Genomic DNA, 23,039 nt, shown 5'->3' with positions numbered 1-23,039 from the left:
ACAAGTAAAAGTACTATGTTTTTAAATTTTTTCAAGAACTTTTCTGCAAAAAGAACATTAAAAAATAGTTCCCTGCACGTAAAGGGAAACCCATCAGACGAAACGATAACAACTGTCGGATTGTTAATTGATAAGACCTATTTTGAAGACAAGGTAAATCTGATAGAAGAACTTTTAGCAAACGGAATCAAAAGAGAGAACATCCAGATATTGTTATATAAAGACCGTTTCAAGAAAAAAGAAACCGTAAATTATCCAAGTTTTAGTCATAAAGATTTGAGCTGGAAAGGAACACTGGAAAACAAAAATGTAAAAGAGTTTACCGATAAGAAGTTTGACATGCTGATTAGCTATTACGATACTGAAAAAGCGCCTTTGATGATTACGACTTTTAAATCAAAAGCTAATTTCAAGGTAGGATTTTCTACAATCGATAAAAGGCTGAATCATTTTATGATCCATACAAATGCTGAAAACTATAAGGTTTTTGTTTTCGAACTATTTAAATATTTAAAAATACTAAACAAAATATAATATGCAGTCACTTATAGGGACAGGCGTAGCGCTTGTCACACCTTTCAAAAAAGATTTTTCTGTTGATGTCGAGGCTTTAAAAAGAATCGTAAACTACCAAATCGATAATGGAATTGATTATATGGTGGTTTTAGGAACAACCGGAGAGCCGGCAACATTAAAGAAAGAAGAAAAAGAATTAGTCATCAAAACCATAATAGAGACTAATAATGGCAGATTGCCGTTGGTTTTGGGTGTTGGAGGTAATAATACTGCAGAAGTTGTTGAAGAGTTAAAAACCAGAGATTTTACAGGTTTTACAGCTGTGCTTTCGGTTTCTCCATATTATAACAAACCAACGCAAGAAGGTATTTATCAGCATTTCAAGGCAATTGCAGAAGCTTCGCCGCTTCCTGTAATTTTGTATAATGTTCCGGGAAGAACAGCAAGTAATGTATTGCCGTCGACAGTAATTCGTTTGGCAAATGATTTTAAAAATGTTGTAGCAATAAAAGAAGCAGCTGGAGATATTGTACAGGCTATGAAGCTAATTCAAGGCGCACCAAAAGGTTTCTTAGTAATTTCTGGAGATGATATGGTAACGCTTCCAATGGTTTTGGCTGGTGGAGCGGGAGTAATCTCAGTAATTGCTGAAGGATTCCCAAAACAATTCTCTAAAATGGTGCGTTTAGGATTGGAACGAAAAGTAGATGAGGCTTATGAACTACACTACCAAATCGCCGACTCAATCGACATGATTTTTGAGCAAGGAAATCCGGCAGGTGTTAAAGAAATCTTTAAAACTTTGGGATTGTCAGAAAATACAGTACGTTTGCCATTAGTGAATGTTAACGAAGATTTAGCAAGCAGAATTGAGCGATTTGTTAAGAAAACAGTACTTTAGTTACTTTAAAACCTAAGATTATGTTATCAAAATCAATAGAAGAAGCATTAAACCGTCAGATTAAGATAGAAGGTGATTCGTCGCAAGTTTATCTGGCTATGGCATCTTGGGCAGAAGTCCAGGGATTTGAAGGAATATCAACTTTTATGTTTGCACAATCCGAAGAGGAAAGAATGCACATGCTGAAATTGGTAAAATACATCAACCAAAGAGGAGGACAGGCTAAAATATCTTCAATAGTGGAGCCTGTGCTTGATTTGTCAAGCTATAAAGTCCTTTTCAAACAATTGTTGGAGCACGAAATCAAAGTTTCGGAAAGCATCAACGACCTTGTAGGTATTGCTTTGGATGAAAGAGATTATGCTACGCACAACTTTTTGCAATGGTATGTAGCAGAGCAGATCGAAGAAGAAGCAAATGCACGTTACATCCTGGATAAAATCAATCTGATTGGTGATGATAAAGGAGGTTTGTATTTGTTCGACAATGAAATGAAGAACTTTACAAGTCCGGTCACGACTGCAAAATAAATACAGAATTTAATCGTTAAAAAGGTGTCATAATTTATTTGACATCTTTTTTATTTTTGAGTCTTTTAGAGGGCTTGAAAAAATGTTTTTTTAATCTATAATTAATAACTAAATTTGCGGTTGATTTTTAAGAGACCTCAAACAGCTTGAAATCAGTAAATACAATCTTGAAAATGAATAGAATATTTTGCTTACTTATAATTGCGGTTGCTTTTGCTTCATGCAGTCCTTACCAAAAAGCTTTGAAATCAGAGGATATCGCTGTAAAATATGACATCGCTTCAAAAATGTATGAGGCTGGAAAATATACAAAAGCAATACGTCTTTTTGAGCAAATAGCACCATCTTATAGAGGAAAGCCGGCTGCAGAAAAGATGTTCTATATGTTTGGGCAATCGTATTATAAAACAAAGCAGCATTATCTTGCAGCGTATCAGTTTGAAAGCTTTGCTTCCAGTTATCCTAAGAGTGAAAAGGCAGAAGAAGCAGCTTATTTGAGTGCTGAAAGCTACTCTAGGCTGTCACCAAGATATTCTTTAGATCAAGGAGATACAGACAAGGCAATCGATAAACTGCAAGCATTTATCAATAATTATCCGAATTCAGAACTTCTGCCAAAAGCAAACGAGCTTGTAAAATCGTTACGTGAAAAGCTGGAGAAAAAAGCATTCGAAAATGCAAAACAATATCATACGGTAGGAGGTTATACAAGAGATTATTCTGCTGCAATAAAAGCATTGGATAATTTTATTGCTGACTATCCGGGAACGCCGTTCAAAGAAGAAGCTTTATATTACCGATTTGATTCAGCCTATATTTTGGCAATCAATAGTGTGGAATACAAAAAGAAAGAAAGATTGAATTTGGCAAAAGCATCGTATGCCTTGCTTATGAAATTCAATGCATCGACACAGTATAAAAAAGATGCCGATGAAAAATTGGCAAGAATCGACAAAGAATTACAACAATTTTCTAATTAAATAAAAGTCATGGATTTAAAAAAGACTAATGCTCCTGTAAACACAGTTACTTACAATAAGACGATGATTGAGGAACCGACAGGTAATGTGTACGAAGCGATTACGATTATGGCTAAAAGAGCAAACCAGATCAATTCTGAAATCAAAAAAGAATTGACTGAAAAATTGGAAGAGTTTGCTACCTATAATGACAGCTTAGAAGAAATTTTTGAAAACAAAGAACAAATCGAAGTTTCAAAATTCTACGAAAAATTGCCAAAACCACATGCACTAGCTGTACAGGAATGGCTTGAAGGTAAAATCTATCACAGAGATACTACTAAATAATTTACGATGTCTGTTTTAAGTGGTAAAAAAATAGTGCTGGGAGTTTCCGGTGGGATTGCCGCATATAAAACAGCCTCGCTAGTAAGATTATTCATAAAAGCAGGTGCCAATGTCCAAGTGGTCATGACACCTGCTTCTAAGGATTTTGTGACACCGCTCACACTTTCCACACTTTCTAAAAATCCTGTACATTCCACTTTTTATAACGACGATGAAGATGCCGTCTGGAATAACCATGTCGAATTAGGTCTTTGGGCCGATTTGATGTTAGTTGCTCCGGCTACAGCAAACACATTGTCTAAAATGGCAAATGGCACCTGCGATAATCTTTTAATCGCAACCTATCTTTCTGCTAAATGTCCGGTTTATTTTGCTCCTGCAATGGATTTGGACATGTACAAGCATCCATCAACTTTAGCGAGCTTTAAATTATTACAGCAATTTGGCAATATCATGATTCCTGCGGAATCTGGAGAATTGGCAAGCGGACTTTCCGGAGAAGGAAGGATGGCCGAACCTGAAAATATTATTGCCTTTCTCGAAGCTGATATAGCAAGCAAACTGCCGTTAAAAGGAAAAAAAATACTGGTTACAGCCGGGCCAACATACGAAGCAATAGATCCTGTGCGTTTTATAGGAAATCATTCTTCTGGCAAAATGGGATTTGATATTGCAGAACATGCCGCTGGATTAGGAGCTGATGTGATTCTGATTTCAGGACCAACACATCTGAAGCCTAAAAAATCAGGTATTAATCTGGTCAACGTGACTTCAGCACAAGAAATGTATGAAGCAGCACACCGTTATTTTGGAGATGTTGATGCAGCAATAGCTGCAGCTGCGGTTGCAGATTACAGGCCAAAGTTTCCGGCCACACAAAAAATAAAAAAGACAGAAGACGCTTTTACCATCGAATTGGAAAAAACACAGGATATTCTGGCTTCTTTAGGAAAAGTAAAACAAAAACAATTCTTGATTGGGTTTGCATTAGAAACGGAGAATGAAATTGAAAACGCAAAATTGAAAATCCAGAAAAAAAACCTAGATTTGATTGTTCTCAATTCGTTGCAGGATGAAGGAGCCGGTTTTGGAAAATCGACAAATAAAATTACCTTTATCGACAAGAATTTTGAAATTGAGCCTATGCCTTTGAAAACAAAAGAAGCTGTGGCCGAAGATATTTTAAATAAAGTAATACAACATTTTTATGCGTAAGATATTATTGTTTTTGTTGTTCGCCGTCGGATCTGTCCAGGCTCAGGAGTTGAGATGTACCGTAAAAATAAACTATGACCGAATCACAAATGCCAATACGCAGATTTTTAAAACGCTGGAACGTTCACTAAATGAATTTGTGAATAAGACCCGTTGGACAAATCAGGCGTTTGCGGAGAATGAAAGAATTGAATCGACCATGTTTATAAACGTTTCAGGATACAGTTCTGATCAGTTTTCGGCAACAATTCAGGTACAATCGTCTCGTCCTGGTTATAACTCAATGTATTCTTCGCCGGTATTCAACTTTAATGATAAAGACTTTAATTTCAGATATATTGAATTTGAAAACCTGATCTTTAACCCAAACAGCTACGACTCCAATCTGGTGTCAGTAATCGCATTCTACAGCTATATCATTATGGGAATGGATGCAGATACTTTTTCACCAAAAGGAGGAACACAATATTATGAGCTGGCTCAAAACGTGGCTATTTTAGCCCAACAAGGAGGCTCAAAAGGATGGAACCAGGCAGATGGGAATGTTTCGAGATATTTCTTGATTACAGACCTGATGTCGAATACTTTTGCTCCATACAGAGATGCCTTGTACCAATACCACTCAACAGGAATTGATTTGATGAGCGAAGATTTGAAAAGAGGTAAGGAAAATATTAAAAATTCTGTAAAAACCCTGGCTCAAATATATGATATCCGTCCAAATGCATTGCTGACACGTGTGTTTTTTGATGCCAAGTCAGATGAAATCGTTTCGATTTACACAGGCGGCCCATCTATTGCAATTGCAGATTTAGTTGAAAACCTGAACAGAATTTCTCCGCTGAATTCCAGTAAATGGGGGAAAATCAGATTTTAACTCTAAAATCGAACTAGTTTATCCAACAGCTTTTGCATCCAAGCGGTTCATAATTTATCACTATCTTTAAACGTAAAGGCATTGCTGACGTCACTATCCATAAAGAATTTCGCACTGATTGAAAAACTCGATATTGATTTTTCAGAGAATTTCTCAATAATAACAGGAGAAACAGGAGCAGGGAAATCAATACTTCTAGGAGCCTTAGGATTGGTTTTAGGTAAAAGAGCCGACTTAAGTTCACTAAAAAATAAAGAAGAAAAATGTGTCATAGAAGCACAATTCAATATAGCACGCTACAAGCTGGAACCCTTTTTTGAAGCTAATGACTTAGACTTTGAAAAAGAAACCATCATTAGGAGGGAAATTCTTCCATCCGGAAAATCAAGAGCCTTTGTCAATGACAGTCCTGTCAATCTTCAGGAGCTTCAGGAATTGGGAGAGTTTTTGATTGACATCCATTCACAGCACCAAACTCAGGAACTTTCTGAAGAAACATTCCAGTTTGATATTATAGATTCGATGGCTGCAAACTTGGAGGAAATTTCAGAATACAAATCCCTGCTAAAAAAATACCGCAATCTAAAGAGTAATCTCACGGTATTGCAATCCAAACTTCAGGAAGCCTCAAAAGAACAAGATTATAATTCATTCCTTTTAGAAGAATTGCTTGCAGCCAAACTAAAAACAGGCGAACAAGAAGAATTAGAAAGTGTTTTTGAGCAACTGAATAATGTTGAATTAATCAAGGAAAATTTAGATCGTGCTGTTTCAATTGCAGAAGAAGAGCAATTTGGAGTGCAGCACAATCTTAAGGAAATTAAGGCATCACTTCAAAAAATAGCATCTTTTTCGCCTGATTATAATTCCTTATTTGAAAGGATAACAAGTGTTTCCATAGAACTTGACGATGTAGTTTCAGAGCTGAACCAAAAAGCGGAATCTTTAATGAGTGATCCGGAACAATTGGAATTGGTCAACCAAAAATTACAGGCAATTTATAATTTGCAGCAAAAACATCAGGTAAAAACTGTTGATGAACTATTGCTGATACAGAATGACCTTGATAAAAAGGTTATTTCGGTTGATAGCCTGCAAGAGGAAATAGAAACAGCAGAAAAAGAAATCACTGAAAGTGCATCCAAACTGGATGTAATTGCTAAGGCAATCAGTGAGAAAAGACAAAAAGCAATTCCAGTATTGACGGAAAAATTAATTGCCATTTTGGAATTATTAGGAATGCCAAATGTCCGATTCAAAATAGAAGTCAGCCTATCAGAAAACTACCTTGCCAACGGAAAAGACGATTTACAGTTTCTGTTTGCGGCTAATAAAGGCTCTGACTTTGGATTGTTGAAAAAAACAGCCTCAGGAGGAGAAATGTCGAGAATTATGCTTGCTGTAAAATCAATCCTGGCGCAGTACCAAAAACTGCCGACCATTATTTTTGATGAAATTGATACTGGTGTTTCTGGTGAGATAGCCCATAAAATGGGAGAAATCATGAAAGAAATGAGCAAGACAATGCAGGTGTTTGCGATTACGCATTTGCCACAGATTGCTGCCAAAGGAAATACGCATTTTAAAGTATTTAAATCGGTTGTGGGCGACCAGACACAATCAGAACTTAAACTGCTTTCTGCCGACGAAAGAGTCATTGAAATTGCACAGATGTTATCCGGAAAAGATATTTCTGACTCTGCCATAAATCACGCCAAGGCCTTGCTGAACTAAAAAAACAAGGTATATTTGCTAAGCTGAACACTAACACATAATTTATACAATATAAATACTGTTTTATGATTATAGAACCAAGAATGAGAGGATTTATTTGCTTGACAGCACACCCGAAAGGAGCGGAGCAAAGCGTTAAAAATCAAATTGAATATGTAAAATCGAAAGGTAAAATCGACGGAGCTAAAAAAGTATTGGTAATCGGTGCTTCTACAGGATTTGGTTTGGCTTCGAGAATCACAAGTGCTTTTGGTTCTGATGCTGCTACTATTGGAGTGTTTTTCGAAAAACCGCCAATGGAAGGAAAAACAGCTTCACCAGGATGGTACAATTCAGCTGCTTTTGAAGCAGAAGCGCACAAAGCAGGACTGTATGCTAAAAGTATAAATGGAGACGCTTTCTCTAATGAGGTCAAAGACCAGACAATAGAACTTATCAAAAAGGATTTAGGACAGGTTGATTTGATTATCTACAGCTTGGCATCTCCGGTAAGGACTAATCCGGTTACAGGAATTACGCATCGTTCTGTCTTAAAACCAATAGGAAGTACGTTCTCTAATAAAACGGTAGATTTCCATACAGGAAAAGTTTCAGAAATCTCAATTGAGCCAAGCAAAGAAGACGATATTGAAAATACTGTTGCCGTAATGGGAGGTGAAGATTGGGCTATGTGGATGGAAGCCATGAAAAAAGCAGGTGTTTTGGCTCCAGGAGCTGTAACAGTTGCCTATTCGTATATTGGCCCATCATTAACAGAACCGGTATATCGTAAAGGAACCATTGGTCGTGCAAAAGACCATCTGGAAGCTACGGCATTTTCAATTACAGATAGTCTGAAAGATATTGACGGAAAAGCTTATGTTTCTGTAAATAAAGCATTGGTAACTCAGGCAAGTTCTGCGATTCCGGTTATTCCACTATATATTTCATTGTTGTACAAAGTAATGAAAGAAGAAGGTGTTCACGAAGGAACCATTGAGCAAATCCAAAGACTATACCAACAGCGTTTGTATGCTGGAGGTGAAGTTCCAACCGATGAGAAGGGAAGAATCAGAATCGACGATTGGGAAATGCGTGATGATATTCAGCAAAAAGTAGCTGAATTATGGGAAAAAGCTACTACTGAAAATCTTTCAGAAATTGGAGACTTAGAAGGTTACAGAAAAGACTTCTATAATCTCTTCGGATTTGACATCAAAGGAGTAGATTATAATGCTGATGCTAATGAAATGGTAGCTGTTGAGAGCATAAAAGAATAATCATATCGAAACTTTAACTATAATAGAAAAAAAATATTATAGTCATAAAATAAAAATTTAAAGCCTGCGTTAACGCAGGCTTTTTGCGTATTATAAGGTTAATCTTACCGTATTTAGCCTCTGATTTTTTTGTCACCACCTTCAATTTTAACTTTTTAGTCTTTTAAAATTGCTATTTTAGCAGTCTGTTAATCAATTTATACTTTTTTATGAAAAAAATTACATTATTATTGATGTTATTTTTCAGTGTCTTGTCCTATGGGCAAGCCTGGACAATAACAACATGTTTAGACCTTGGAACTACGGAATATGCACCCATGCATAGTGTGGCGACAGCTAATGCTGCGAGTCGCATGGCCGTAATCTATCCATCCTCACAGTTGAGTGGAATAGCAGGTCAGGTTCTTAATGCAGCCTATTATGATAGAGATACTGCTGCAGGTACAATGGCGGGAACTCCGAATTTTAAAATCTACTTGAAAGAAGTTTCAAATACAGATTGGGGAACCGGAGGCTTGGATTGGGCAACAGCTATTGCGGGTGCTGTATTGGTTTATGACTCTAATCCGGCAGCTGCGGTTGGTTCTACAGCAGGATGGAAAAGTTTTGCATTTACAAATACTTTTACCTACTCTGGAGCACAAAACTTAGCGGTTTTCACAGAGTATTCCAATGCAACAGCAAGTACTTCAATAGGGTGGAGTTATGAATTTGATACTCCTTGTATCAATACCTCAAATTTAAATACAACTAAGTATTTAAACGGTACTACTGGTAATTTACCTACATCTTTGACGTCTACGAATTACAGAAGACCAATGATAGGATTTGATTTTCTTGTTTCATGTAACGTGCCAACAGGCTTAACTTCAACAGCTGTTACTTCAAACAGTGCAACAATTAACTGGACAGCTCCGTTAATTGCTCCTTCAGAAGGTTATGAATACTACATGAGTACTTCTTCTACTACACCACTACCTTCAGCAACTCCAACAGGTTCTGTAGCTGCAGGTGTAACAACAAAAAGTTTTGCAGGATTGCCTTCAGCAACTCAGCAGTATGTTTGGGTAAGATCAAATTGTGGTCCTGGTGATAAGAGTACTTGGGTACGAGTTACATTTACAACAGCTTGTGGTACAAACGTTCCTACTTTCCTTCAGGATTTTAATGGTAGTTTCCCTCCACAATGTTGGACAACAGCTGGAGCAGGAGACGAAATAACAGGACCAACTGGTACTGCAGCAGGTATCTGGGCAGCAGATGGTTTCTTGAATGACGGAACTACAGGTGCTGCTCGAGTTAACCTATACAGTCTTAACAGAAAAGGTTGGTTGATTTCTCCTCCAATCGATATGAGTGCTGGTGGTTACAGAGTTAGATTTGATGTTGGAGTAACAACTTTTTCGGGTACTGACCCGGCACAGATTGTTTCTGATGATAAGGTTGTTTTCTTAGCATCACAGGATAATGGTGTTACTTGGACAATAATACATACTTGGGATTCTACGAACTCTCCAACCAATGTAAGAACTTTATATTCTGTAAATATTCCTTCTTATGTAGGAGTAAATACCAAATTTGCATTCTATGCAACGGATGGTCCAATTGATGATGCACCTGACTATAATTTTTATGTTGATAATTTCCTAGTTGAGGCAATTCCAAGCTGTGAAGCTCCTTTGAATATTACAGTTTCAGGCATAACACCTGCTGGTGCAAGCATTGCTTGGGATGCTGTTACTGGTTCTGCAGGATATGAATATGTTTTGGATCAGGTAGCTACAAACCCGACAGGGGCAGGAACTCAAATTACTGCTGCACCTTATACTGCTTCAGGTTTAGCAGGAAATACAACTTATTATTTCCATGTTAGAAATAATTGTGGTACAGAATTCAGTGCATGGACAACAAAAAGTTTTAAAACACTTCCTAATCCTCCGGCTAATGATGACTGTATCAATGCCGTTACTTTGACGGTAAATCCAAACTTAACGTGTACTGCGAAAACAACAGGTACTTTGTTAGGTGCTACAGATTCTGGTGAGCCAGACAACGGAGCAGGTACTCCAAACGATGATGTTTGGTTTAAATTCGTTGCAACATCTACATCTCATAGAATTTCACTTACAAACGTTACTGGAACTCCAACAGATTTAGTACACGAAGTATTGGAAGGAAATTGTGGCGGAGGTCTAATCAGTTTGAATATTAGCGATCCGGATATAAGTAATTTGTCTAACCTGATACCAGGAAATACATATTATGTAAGAATTTTTAGCTATGGAACTGCAGCAGGTGCTACAACATCATTTGATGTTTGTGTAGGTACTTTCCCTCCACCTCCAGCAAATGACAATTGTCCTGAAGCTGTGACTTTAACAGTAAACCCTAATTTAGTTTGCACTGTAAAAACTTCTGGTACTTTACAGTCAGCTACAGATTCTGGTGAAGGCGATAACGGAGCTGGTATTCCAGATGACGATGTTTGGTATAAATTCGTAGCAACAGCGCCTGCTCATAGAATCACTATTTCTAATATTGCAGGAACTCCAACAAGTGTAGTACATGAAGTACTAGATGGAACTTGTGGTGGTGGTCTTATCTCTTTGATTGTAAGCGATCCTGATACAAGTACTGTAACAGGTTTGATTCCTGGAACTACTTATTATGTTAGAGTATTCAGCCTTGCTGCTGCAGCGATTACAAATACTACAACATTTGATATTTGTATAGGTACTTTGCCTGGCCCACCTGCTAACGATAACTGTAGCGGAGCTATTGCTTTGACAGTAAATGCTGACTCGGCTTGTGGTGTAAAAACTTCTGGAACTTTGCAGTCTGCTACAGATTCTGGCGTGCCAGATAATGGAGCAGGGACTCCAAACGATGACGTATGGTATACTTTCGTAGCTACTACAGGATCACATACGATTACTCTTTCAAATGTTGCAGGAACTCCGACCGATATGGTACACGAACTTTTGGTTGGAACTTGCAGTGGACTTGTTAGTTTGAATGTTAGTGACCCTAATACTTCTAGTTATACAGGTTTGACTCCTGGAACGACTTATTATGTTAGAATTTTCAGTTTTGGAACTGCTACAGATGCTTCTACTACTTTTGATGTTTGTATCGGTAGTTCGGCAGCTCCTGCAGTACCAGCTAATAATGAACCAAGCGGTGCTGTTAACTTAACCGTTAACCCGGCTTTAACTTGTACAGCTACAACTGCTGGTACAACTATTGGAGCAACTCAATCTGCTGTGCCTGCTCCGACATGTAGTGCAGCTGGATTTAATGATGATGTATGGTATACATTTACGCCAACATCTGCTCTTGCCAGACTTACATTTACTGGAGTAGGAACAGGTATTACAATGGTTGGAGTATTATATACAGGTACACCAGGATCTCTTGTAGAAGTAACGGGAGGTTGTCTTGAAGGAAATACATTGAATTTTGTAAACTTGACATCTGGAACGTTATATTATGTAAGAGTTTTTACAAACTCAGCACTTCCTACTGTATCAACAGCATTTACTTTATGCGTTTCAACACCTCCACCAGCGCCAGTTAATGACAACTGTGCAAATGCTATCGCATTAACTCCATCAGGTACTTTTGCTACTGGAGCTATTGTGGGAACCGTAGCTGGTGCATCAACTGTAACAGGGCTAACATATGCTTGTCAGACCAACCGTGCTGAAGATGTATGGTATTCTGTAGTTGTTCCGGCTTCTGGACGTTTGACTATAGAAACAAAAGCTCAAACAACATCTACAATGACAGATAGCGTTTTAAGTGTGTTCTCTGGAACTTGTGGTTCATTAACTGAAATTGCATGTGATGACGATACTGGAGATGGTAACTTCTCTATGTTGACTGTAACAAACCAAACTCCTGGTGCAACATTGTATATTGGTGTTTGGAGATATGGTACTGCTGTTGCAAATACTGGTGAATTTAGAATTGCAGCTTATGATGCGTCATTAAGTACTCCTACATTTGATGATGCTAATTTCAGAGCATATCCAAACCCAGTTGTAGACGTATTGAACTTGTCATACACGCAAGAAATCTCTAATGTGTCTGTCTTTAATTTACTTGGACAGCAAGTAATTTCAAAAACAATCGGAGCTACTGATGCTTCAGTTGATATGTCAAGCTTGGCTGGAGGAACTTATTTAGTAAAAGTTACTGTAGACAATCAGGTTAAGACAATTAAAGTAATCAAACAATAATTTGATATAACTTTTTAATAAGAATCCCGGCTGTAAAACAGCCGGGATTTTTTGTTTTTAAAATATTTTGTAAAGCGGTTTTATAGCCGCTTTTTGTGTTTTTAAAACAGAAGTAAATTGAATTAACCCCGTTTTTTTATATCGTTTTGTGGGTAATATCTAGAAAAAATAAGCCTTTAAAAGGACTTAGATTTATTCTAGATAATCTTAAAATTATATTAAAATAATTAGTTATATTGCAGTGTATTAACTAAACTTTTAAACAATATGAAGAAAATTTACCTATTGCTTGTCGTGCTCTGCTGGCAAGTCAATGCCCAGACGCTGAATCAATCGGCGGCCTGGCCAAATCCCGCATGGACAATAACGGGCACCTACAATTCGGATCCTTTAGCTTTCGAATCCGATCCGAGAACAACCGCCTTTTTTGCCTATGACGACGATGATGCAGGAAACAGCGCACATGAAGATAACATTGCAGCTGAATCGCCTGTAATTAACCTGACGCCGGCTTTTACAGCTGGAGAGACTACATTAGAAGTGACAGTACAATATGGTTACTATTATTTGGCTAATGATGTCTTGAGATTTGAATACTGGGATGCTGCAGCTGCTACATGGATTCCTTGGGGGGCAAACTCAATACCGGGGAATAATACTACCATAACGGACAACTTTTGTACTATTCCCAAAACGACCTATGTTACAGAAGGTCTTAACATTTCCACATTCACATCTGCACAGCTAACAGGGTTCAGATACCGTATTTTTTATGATGATGATATTGCTGGAACTGACTGGAATTATGGTTTTTGTTTTAGCTCGCCAACAATTCGTTCCATTGCTTGTGGTGCGCCAACAGGGTTGGCTGTTACTGCAGTAGGCTCAGGAGGTGCAACAATCAATTGGGAACCTACCGCAGGGATTACAGGTTTCGAATATGTTTTGAATACAACAAGCACGGATCCAACAGGTGCTGGTACTTCAACAACGGCAAATACTTATTCGCCTTCAGGATTACCGGCAAGCACAGCACATTATTTCCATATAAGAACAATCTGTGCTACTAGCCAAAGTCCATGGAGAACAATCACATTTACAACCAGTCCGGCCAATGATAATTGCTCAGAAGCAATAACATTGACGGTAAACCCGAATCTGACCTGTACTGTAAAAACATCAGGCACACTTAAATCGGCAACAGATTCAGGTGAGCCAAACGGTGGAGTTGGTACTCCTGATGATGATGTTTGGTACAAATTCGTGGCAACAGCAACTTCACATAGAGTACAGCTTTCAAATGTAACAGGAAATCAAACAGATATGGTACATGAAGTTTTGGAAGGAACTTGTGGAGGTGGTCTTATCAGCCTAAGCATAAGTGATCCGGATACAAGTGCTGTAAACGGTCTTACTGTTGGAAACACTTATTATGTGAGAGTATTTAGTTATGGTTCGGCTAATAACCCTAATACTACTTTTGATCTTTGTATCGCAACATTCCCACCTCCGCCAGCAAATGACAACTGTCCCGGAGCTGTAACGCTTACAGTCAATACAAACGCAAGTTGTGCTTCGGTAACATCAGGAACTCTTGCTTCGGCTACTGATTCTGGTGTGCCAGATAATGGAGCTGGAACTCCTAATGATGATGTTTGGTACAAATTTGTGGCCACACAATCGGTACATAAAATTTCACTTATAAACGTAGGCGGATCGCCAACAGATCTTGTTCATGAAGTTTTTGAAGGAGTTTGTGGTACTTTAGTTAGCAGATATGTAAGTGATCCTGATATGAGTACTGCTTCAGGATTAACGGTTGGTACTACTTATTATGTAAGAGTATTTAGTAATTCTTCAGCTACTGGAGCTACATCAACTTTTGATGTTTGTGTTGGCGTGCCACCACCAGGATCTGTATGTGGGAATCCAATTATTGTTACAGGTCTGCCATATACTACAACAGACAATACAAATCTGTATGGTGATGATTATGATTTTCCTAATGGTGGAAGCTCAGGATGTGGTGAAGATACTCCAAACTATTATTTGAACGGTGATGACGTAGTATATGCTTATACGCCTAACGTAAACAAATCAATTAACATAAGAATTCCTGGAGCACCGGCTTGGTCGGGATTTTGGTTTATACAAATTGTAATGACATTGGAACTGCAGCTATTGCATGTGCTTCTGGTAGCAGCAGCGGAAACAGAGAAATTAATCAACTTGCTGTTACTGCCGGAACAACATACTATATTGTTCTTTCAACTTGGCCATCACCACAAAGCTTTGCGTATACATTAAATATTACGGAGAATACTTGTACAGCTCCAGCAGTAACATTTAACAGAACATCAAACTGCGCTGTTTCAGCAGGATTTTTTGTTAATGCAAATATAACAAGCTTGGGTACGGCAACTTCGTTGACGGTTACAGACAACCAATCAAGTCCGGCACAACAAGTAACAGCAACAGGTAATGTTCAATTTGGTCCTTATCCAAACAATACATCAGTAGTTCTTACGGTAGCAAGCAATCAGGATGCAAATTGTGTTGTGGTAAGCCCTGCTCAAAACCAGCTATTTTGTCCTCCTGTGAATGATAATTGTGCCAATGCAGTAGCTATAACTCCAACTGCTACTTTTAGTGTTACTGATGGAACCAATGCTGGAGCAACAGCAAGCTCTAATGAAACTGTACCGGTTAACTGTAACGGATATGCTGGTGGTGATGTATGGTTCTCAACAGTTGTACCGCCAAGTGGCAATCTGACTATTGAAACAGGGAATTCAAGCACGGGAGCAAGCGGATTGGATACTGTAGTTACAGTATATTCTGGAGCTTGTGGTTCTTTAGTTCAGGTGGGTTGTGATGATGACGGAGCAGATACAGATGCTTATTCTAGGGTTTCGTTGACTGGACAAACACCAGGTTCGACATTATATTTGAGAGTTTATGAATATTCAAATGACAATACGGGAGCTTTTGGTATATCTGCCTATGATTCTTCTCTAAAGACTACGTCTTTCGACAATGCAAGTTTCAAGGTATATCCAAACCCTGTAAAAAACACACTTTATTTATCGTATGTTGAAAACATGTCTGATGTTGCCGTATTTAATTTATTAGGACAGCAGGTTCTTTCAAAGAAAATCAATGCGACAGAAAGCCAGGTAGATATGTCGGCTTTAGCTGGCGGAACATATTTGGTTAAAGTAAATGTAGGTAACCAAGTGAAGACATTGAAAATCGTTAAGGAATAATCAATTCTTCAAAATATTATGAAAAGCCACCTTTATTGGTGGCTTTTTTTATACTTTCGTAAAGTATTTTACCCCAAATAATTAACCTATGGAAAAAAACTACTTTGGCTCCATCACTCAAAGAGTAAAAACAAAGCTATTTTTAAAGTTTCTATTGCTTTTAATCTCCACAAGCACCTTTTCCCAAACCACTTTGATAAGTCCGACTGCTGACGGAGGATTTGAAAATGGAAATACATTGGCTTCTAACGGATGGACTGCAGTAAATGCTTCTGTTGATAGCTGGAATGTAGGAAATGTTCCAGGCGTAGGAGCAGGAACACGTTGTGCTTTTGTTTCTTCTACAGGAGGTACAACCTGGCAATATTCACAGACAAGTTCGGTTATCCATTTGTATAAGGAAATAGCAGTTCCTGCTAATGAGCCCAAAATTGCCATCTCCTTTAGATGGAAAGTTGGAGGTGAAGGAACAGCAGCTAATGACTGGGATAATATGAAAGCCTTTTTAGTGCCTTCATCCTACAATCCTGTTTCTGGAGTTCCAATACCGCCAAACTATCAAATCGGTACGTTATATAAATTAAGCTCTACAAATTGGAGCACTGCCAATATTTCTATGGCTGTTGTCCCTGGAATGTCTTATAGGTTGGTTTTCAGTTGGAAATCCGATATCTTGGATGTTGTGAATCCGCCAGCGGCAATCGATCAGGTTTCAATGATATCCAACCCGCCTAGAAACTTTACGTCTGTAGCGTCAGGAAATTGGAATTTAGCAGCTACCTGGGATATAAATGCAGTTCCTACTAACGCTGACAATGCGATAATTTCAACAGGAACAACAGTAACGCTAAACACAAATAATTTAGCAATCAATGACCTGACAGTAAACGGAACGCTGAATTATGCTACTGCAGCTGCTACGTTTGCTGTAAAAGGCAATCTGTTGGTAAATACAGGAGGTAATTTGGACGCTTTTGCCGGTACGACAGGAAAAAGCCTGGTAGTTTCCAGAAACTTTACAAATAATGGAAATGTCGACCTTTCTAAAGGAACGGCAGTTAATAATATTTTGACATTTGATGGTAGTATTCCTCAAACCGTTGGAGGAACTGGTACGTTTACAAATAATCTTATCAGGAACCTTACCATTAATAACTCTTCTTCAGGGATAATAACATGGAATTTTAATGACCTTAGAGTAGGAGGTAATCTTACTTTTACAAAAGGAAAAGTAGCCCTAGGAAACAATACATTGACTTTGGGTACAGGAGTAGCTGCCGGAACCGGAAATAATGCAATAGGGGCGCTTATTTACACTTCAGGAGGATTTATATCCGGAACTTTCTCAAGATGGTGGGCCAACACAGCTACAGGAACTGCATTAACATCTGGAAACTTGCCAACAGCCGCTTTAGGAAGATATCCTTTTATCAACAGTGCCGGAATAAACAGAGCTGCCTATGTACAGCGTGTTACGCCTACAGTTGGAGGACAAATAGCATGTAAATATGTAGATGCTTCGACAACCTCAGTATCGACAATTTCCGATGCCGGTTATGTGCTTGATTCAAGATATGATGGCAACTGGGCATTCTCGACACCGGGCACAGTTCCTACTTCAGCAACTTATAACGTTGCACTTATTGGACAAAATGCTTATTTGACTTCCAACGGAAATAACAGGATTGTTAGAGAAACAGCACCAATTGAAGGCACACACCTTAACGGGACTAATCTTCCATTGGCACAGAGAACCGGACTGACATTAGTGCAGCTAACACAAGCACCTCTTTATATGGGAATTGCTTTTGCCGATACGCCTAATTCTTCAATAGCGAGCGGTAACTGGAACAATGCTGCTATTTGGAGTAAAGGAAATGTGCCAAATTGCACAGAAATAGTTAGTATTGCGCCTAACCATACAATAAGCGTAAACGCTGCTGGAAACGTATGCAAAGGCCTTACCATTTCTCTTGGCGGAAAACTTTCAGTCTCAGGAGGTGATTTGATAGTAGGATGCACAGACAATAATAACTCGCTAAATGTTTTAGGGGTTTTAGAAGTCACTGCTGGAACTTTGAATGTTAATGGTAATATTGCTACATCGTTTGGTTCGGTATTTTCCCAAAGTGGAGGAAATATCAATGTGGACGGAAACTCCGGAAATACAGCAACCAGCGTACCTAATGGAACACGAATTATCAATATAATCCCAGAAGAACCTGAAAGCCTGAATTGGACAGGAGGAATGTTAACCATAGTTGATCCGCATGCTTCAACAATAGCAAATGATGTTTTAAGAATAGATGGGACTTTTGATGGTTCAGTAAATGTAACTTCTGACCATACAATCCGATTTGGTGATGGTGTATCGACACAGTCTGGCGGAAATGCTACAAATGGTTTTAGAGTAAATTGCTGGGCAACGATAACCGGTTTGCCTTTTGGAAATGTCATCGTTGAAGGTCCGGAAGGAACAAACCGCTATTTGACGAGCACTTATCCGGTGCCTGTTAATGGAAACCTGACAATCAACAATGGTGCGGAATGCCGTATATCCACAGTTTATTTAAATGGCAATGTAACAGTCAATTCGGGAGGAATACTCACATCAACAACAGGATTTTTCTTTGCAAATGCAAGATTTGTAAATGAATCAACAGTGGCTTTTGGCCCAAGTTTGAACTTACAACAACTCAACAATAATGGAATTATAAGAAACCTAGCCGTTTCACCTACTGCTAATTTTACAAACATGGTGTTCAATAACGGAAGTTCGGCTGGAGTAACCGTGAATGCGCCTATATCACTAAGCGGAACCTTAACGCTTACTGAAGGCAAAATTAATACATCGAATACCAATTTGCTAACCGTAGGAACGGCAACAGCAGCAGGTGATATTGCAGGCGGTTCTGCCACAGCTTATATCAATGGGCCTCTGGCAAGAACATTTGGTTCTGGCAGAACAGCAGCGGGTACATATTCTAATGTGACAATCTATCCGGTTGGAAAAGACGGAAGCTACCTGCCGTTGTATGTTGATCCGTCAACTTCGGGTGGTGCTTTGCAGATAAAAGGAGAAGCGTTTACTGTAAATTCAGGAACTTTTCCATCCAATGTATCATCACTATCAAATAACCGTTGGGAAGCAGTCCTTATTGCTGGAAATGCAAATTTAGTCAACGCAAACGTTAGGATTACTGATGCAAGCATAGCAGCAAATAGTAAAATGCTGAAATCAGCAACAGCAAATGGTGAGTATGCCGTATTTTCTCCAGTTTCAATAGTTTCGGCAGGCACTCTGACTACTTATTATCCAATCATGGCTTCTGATTATACAGGCTATTTCTCTCACGGACAAATAATCTGTACCGGAACCGTAGCAGCTCCAACAGGTACTCCGGTTCAGGATTTCTTAACAGGACAAACGGTAGCCAATTTTATTGTCAATGGAAGCGATATCATTTGGTATGATGCTGAAACCGGAGGGAATATCTTATCACTGTCAACATTATTAGTGAGTGGAGTGACCTATTATGCTTCACAGACCATAAATGGTTGTGAAAGTAGTACGAGGCTTTCCGTAACAGCAGGAATTCTTTTGGGTATCGATGATTTTGATACAATTGACTTCAAATACTATCCGAATCCGGTATCAAATACGCTGAATCTGGTTGCTTCAGAAACCATAAATTCAGTAGAAATTTATAATCTTTTAGGACAAAGAGTTTTTTCTAAAAAGGTAGGTACAATGCAAGAACAACTTGATTTTTCACAACTGCCAAAAGGAACCTATATTTTGAAAGCTACGATAGGTAGTCTGATGAAAAATGTAAAAATTGTCAAAAACTAATGCATTTTTAAATAGCAATAAAAGCCATCCTTGAACAGGATGGTTTTTTTATTTATAAAAGTTATCTTTGTTAAAGTTTAAAATTCCGTATGAAATTTTCTTTTATAATACCGGTTTATAACAGGCCGGACGAAATAGATGAGCTTTTACAAAGCCTGGTTTTACAAAAATACGATCAAGCTTATGAAGTTGTTGTAGTTGAGGACGGTTCGACTGTTCCATGTCGGCATATTACAGATGCATATCAGGAGAAACTGACTATTTCGTATTATTTTAAAGAAAATTCAGGCCCTGGCGATTCCAGAAATTTTGGAATGAGAAAAGCCCAAGGCGATTACTTTTTGATTTTGGACTCAGACTGTATCCTTCCGCCAGACTATCTTTCAGAAGTAGAAAAAGCGTTGAAATTAAATTATGTGGATTGTTTCGGAGGTCCTGACAAAGCATTGGATAGTTTTTCAGACATACAGAAAGCTATAAATTTTTCAATGACTTCTTTTCTAACAACAGGAGGAATTAGGGGAGGCTCTGAAAAAATAGATAAATTCCAGCCCAGAAGTTTCAATATGGGATTATCTAAAAAAGCATTTGAAGCAAGTCAGGGATATGGGAATATCCATCCCGGTGAAGACCCGGATCTTTCTATAAGGCTTTGGAAAATGAATTTTGAGACTAGATTATTTCCAAACGCATATGTTTATCATAAAAGAAGGATTGACTGGTCAAAATTCTACAAACAAGTCAATAAGTTTGGAAAAGCCAGACCCATATTAGATAGCTGGTATCCGGAATACAGCAAACTTACTTTTTTCTTTCCAACACTGTTTCTTATAGGTTTCATTGCATCCATCTTATTTTGGGTATTAGGAATAAGCCTCTTTTTGGCTTTATATGGTCTTTATTTTTTAGCCATTTTCATTGTTTCAACTATACAAAACAAAAGCCTGAAAATAGGATTTTTTTCCCTTGTTGCTGTAATGACGCAATTCTATGGCTATGGCACAGGTTTCCTGAAGTCATTCTGGAATATCAAATTGCTAAAAAAGAAACCTCAGGAAGTATTTCCGGAACTGTTTTTTAAAAATTAAATGTTATCATCATGACAAAAATCATTGGGCTTACGGGAGGAATCGGAAGTGGGAAAAGTTCTATTGCCAAACATATCGAATCGCTTGGAATCCCGGTTTATATTGCTGATACAGAAGCAAAAAAAATACTGGATACGGATTCGGTAATTGCTCAGGTAGTGGCCCTTTTTGGAAATGATATATTAGAAAATGGAAGAATTGACAGGAAGAAAATAGCTGCATTGGTTTTTCAAGACTCTGAAAAACTCAAAAAATACAATAGTATTATCCACCCTGAAGTGTACCTACATTTTAAAAATTGGGTAAAACAGCATGACAATTATCCTTTAGTAGTTAAAGAAGCCGCAATTCTCTTCGAAAGCGGAAGCTATAAGGATTGTGATAAAATTATTTTGGTCACTGCTCCAAAAGAATATCGCATAGAAAGAGTCATGAAGAGAGATGCCGTTACAAGAGAAGCTGTAGAGCAGCGTATGCTGCACCAATGGGATGATGAGAGGAAAAAAGCCCTTAGTGATTATGTCATTGAAAACATCGATTTGGAAAAAGCAAAGCAATCTGCAGAAAACATAATTACCCTATTAAGAAATCAATAATTTATCAATTAGATGTTAATGTTTGGTTAATGTATTCATTGATTAAATGTTAAAATGTTAATTTTGTTTTTGATGAATAAGACATTGTTTCGCTTACTGGTTGTGTTGATGAGCCTATCTTTGATAGGAATTATTTTGGTTCAGTTATATTTGATTAATACATCATTTAATAATAATGAAGAGCAATTTAAATATCATGTACAGCAAGTTATAGGGAATGTTTCAGAAAAATTAAAGCAGCAGGAAACTTATACAATTGTAAATCAGTATAACATTTTGCGTGACAGCATTGGAAAAGACCCAAATCCAAGCCAATTGCTGGACTTTGTTCTTGTGCAGAAGAACAAAGTTACGAACGAAACTATTATTTATTCAAACAACATTATTGCAGAGGATTATAATATCAATCTGACGTTCTTTGATAAGAAAAAAGATTCGGTTAAGGCGCAAAATTTTATTTCTAAACGCCGGACTGAAATATATTCAGGCAAACCGATTGACAATTCTGGCATCCAGAAAAATACCACTCCAGATATAACAATTGAAAAATCTGGAAACATCGAAATGCTCGAAAGGGCACAATTCGATATGTTCTATAAAGATATTGCAGATACAAAACCTTTGAAGGATAGGGTTTCAAAAGAAAAGTTGCAAAAAATGTTGCAGCAGGAATTGAAGCAGTATGAAGTAAAGACACCTTTCGAATTTGGTATTTACAGTGATGGCCTAGCAACAAAAATCAGATCAGACAATTTTAAGTTTGATAAGAATTCTACTTTTCAGACGCCTATCCTGACAGATAGTGACGGAAAAAGCAAATACCAATTGTTGGTAAGCTTCCCAGAAAAAAAGAAATTCCTTTTTACAGATTTGATTGGAATTACAATTTTGTCAATCACATTTACCCTGATTATTATTATTGCCTATGCTAGTGCTTTGAACCAATTGATAAAACAGCGACAGATTTCAGAAATCAAGACGGATTTTATCAATAATATGACACACGAGTTCAAAACACCAATTGCAACGATAAACCTGGCTTTGGATGCGATTAAGAATCCAAAGATTATTGAAGATAAGGAAAAAGTACATCGTTATCTCCAAATGATACGAGACGAAAACAAACGTATGCATGCCCAGGTGGAGAATGTTCTTAGGATTTCCAAGTTGGAGAAAAAAGAACTTGAAATCAATAAAGATCCAATTGATGTGCAGACAATTGTTGAAGATGCAGTTGAGCACGTGAATCTGATTATCGAAGACAGGCAAGGAACAATAAGAACGCATTTTAATGCAACAAGAACAACAACGCTTGTCAATGATGTTCACTTTACCAACGTAATGGTAAACATTTTAGACAATGCGATTAAATATTCGCCAGAAGCTCCTATAATTGATATTTATACTGAAAATGTCAAAGACTTTATCCTGATCAAAGTAAAAGACCAGGGACAAGGAATGAGCAAGGTGGCACAAAAAAGAATTTTCGAAAAGTTCTATAGAGAACATACCGGAGATTTGCATAACGTAAAAGGTCACGGTTTAGGCTTGGCTTACGTAAAAAGAATAGTAGACGACCACAACGGTCAAATATTTGTAGAAAGCGAAAAAGGGAAGGGCAGTACCTTCATTATAAAATTACCACTAATTAATTAA

At 37.8% G+C, this 23,039-nt stretch carries 16 protein-coding genes; all 16 read left to right on the top strand.

What is annotated here, in order from left to right:
* Window positions 1-15: 15 nt before the first annotated feature.
* The 16 genes from FJA49_RS02050 (at window position 16) to FJA49_RS01980 (ending at window position 23,039) form a co-directional block, all read left to right on the top strand.
* On the top strand, window positions 16-534 hold the full coding sequence (locus tag FJA49_RS02050; RefSeq protein ID WP_139998338.1) for a DUF6913 domain-containing protein: 519 nt from the start codon (window positions 16-18) through the stop codon (window positions 532-534).
* Window position 535: 1 nt separating this feature from the next.
* Window positions 536-1,417: a 4-hydroxy-tetrahydrodipicolinate synthase gene (gene dapA, locus FJA49_RS02045; RefSeq protein WP_139998336.1), complete on the top strand. Its 882-nt coding sequence runs from the start codon at window positions 536-538 to the stop codon at window positions 1,415-1,417.
* Window positions 1,418-1,437: 20 nt separating this feature from the next.
* Window positions 1,438-1,947, top strand: a complete 510-nt coding sequence (locus FJA49_RS02040; protein WP_139998334.1) for a ferritin — start codon at window positions 1,438-1,440, stop codon at window positions 1,945-1,947.
* Between the two features lie 173 nt (window positions 1,948-2,120).
* On the top strand, window positions 2,121-2,927 hold the full coding sequence (locus FJA49_RS02035; protein WP_139998332.1) for an outer membrane protein assembly factor BamD: 807 nt from the start codon (window positions 2,121-2,123) through the stop codon (window positions 2,925-2,927).
* A 9-nt stretch (window positions 2,928-2,936) separates the two neighbouring features.
* Window positions 2,937-3,254 carry a DNA-directed RNA polymerase subunit omega gene (locus tag FJA49_RS02030; protein WP_139998330.1) on the top strand — a complete coding sequence of 106 codons (318 nt, stop codon included), beginning with the start codon at window positions 2,937-2,939 and terminating at the stop codon, window positions 3,252-3,254.
* Between the two features lie 6 nt (window positions 3,255-3,260).
* A complete protein-coding gene (gene coaBC, locus FJA49_RS02025) occupies window positions 3,261-4,469 on the top strand; it encodes a bifunctional phosphopantothenoylcysteine decarboxylase/phosphopantothenate--cysteine ligase CoaBC (protein ID WP_139998328.1) in 1,209 nt (402 codons plus the stop codon).
* Window positions 4,462-5,346 (top strand): type IX secretion system protein PorD, encoded by an 885-nt coding sequence (gene porD / locus FJA49_RS02020; RefSeq protein ID WP_139998326.1) that lies wholly within the window; start codon window positions 4,462-4,464, stop codon window positions 5,344-5,346. Before coaBC ends, porD begins: the two co-directional genes overlap by 8 nt.
* A gap of 81 nt (window positions 5,347-5,427) precedes the next feature.
* Complete coding sequence (gene recN / locus FJA49_RS02015; RefSeq protein ID WP_139998324.1) at window positions 5,428-7,080, top strand: DNA repair protein RecN; 1,653 nt, start codon at window positions 5,428-5,430, stop codon at window positions 7,078-7,080.
* A gap of 65 nt (window positions 7,081-7,145) precedes the next feature.
* Window positions 7,146-8,339, top strand: coding sequence for an enoyl-ACP reductase FabV (gene fabV / locus FJA49_RS02010; protein ID WP_139998322.1), 1,194 nt, complete (start codon window positions 7,146-7,148; stop codon window positions 8,337-8,339).
* A 209-nt stretch (window positions 8,340-8,548) separates the two neighbouring features.
* Entirely contained in the window at window positions 8,549-12,580 is a 4,032-nt protein-coding gene (locus FJA49_RS02005; protein ID WP_139998320.1) for a T9SS type A sorting domain-containing protein, read from the top strand.
* A 267-nt stretch (window positions 12,581-12,847) separates the two neighbouring features.
* On the top strand, window positions 12,848-14,887 hold the full coding sequence (locus FJA49_RS18375) for a phage tail protein (RefSeq protein ID WP_158629432.1): 2,040 nt from the start codon (window positions 12,848-12,850) through the stop codon (window positions 14,885-14,887).
* A 101-nt stretch (window positions 14,888-14,988) separates the two neighbouring features.
* On the top strand, window positions 14,989-15,846 hold the full coding sequence (locus FJA49_RS02000; RefSeq protein WP_158629431.1) for a T9SS type A sorting domain-containing protein: 858 nt from the start codon (window positions 14,989-14,991) through the stop codon (window positions 15,844-15,846).
* Window positions 15,847-15,934: 88 nt separating this feature from the next.
* Window positions 15,935-19,699 carry a T9SS type A sorting domain-containing protein gene (locus tag FJA49_RS01995; protein WP_139998303.1) on the top strand — a complete coding sequence of 1,255 codons (3,765 nt, stop codon included), beginning with the start codon at window positions 15,935-15,937 and terminating at the stop codon, window positions 19,697-19,699.
* An 89-nt stretch (window positions 19,700-19,788) separates the two neighbouring features.
* Window positions 19,789-20,787, top strand: coding sequence for a glycosyltransferase (locus tag FJA49_RS01990; protein ID WP_139998301.1), 999 nt, complete (start codon window positions 19,789-19,791; stop codon window positions 20,785-20,787).
* A gap of 11 nt (window positions 20,788-20,798) precedes the next feature.
* A complete protein-coding gene (gene coaE, locus FJA49_RS01985; RefSeq protein WP_139998299.1) occupies window positions 20,799-21,383 on the top strand; it encodes a dephospho-CoA kinase in 585 nt (194 codons plus the stop codon).
* A gap of 72 nt (window positions 21,384-21,455) precedes the next feature.
* Window positions 21,456-23,039 carry a sensor histidine kinase gene (locus tag FJA49_RS01980; protein ID WP_139998297.1) on the top strand — a complete coding sequence of 528 codons (1,584 nt, stop codon included), beginning with the start codon at window positions 21,456-21,458 and terminating at the stop codon, window positions 23,037-23,039.

Origin of the sequence: Flavobacterium microcysteis (genome assembly GCF_006385255.1) — a bacterium.
Taxonomy (GTDB): Bacteria; Bacteroidota; Bacteroidia; order Flavobacteriales; family Flavobacteriaceae; genus Flavobacterium; species Flavobacterium microcysteis.
The sequence above is the reverse complement of the archived record's forward strand: the minus strand, read 5'-3'. Positions and strand labels throughout refer to the sequence as shown.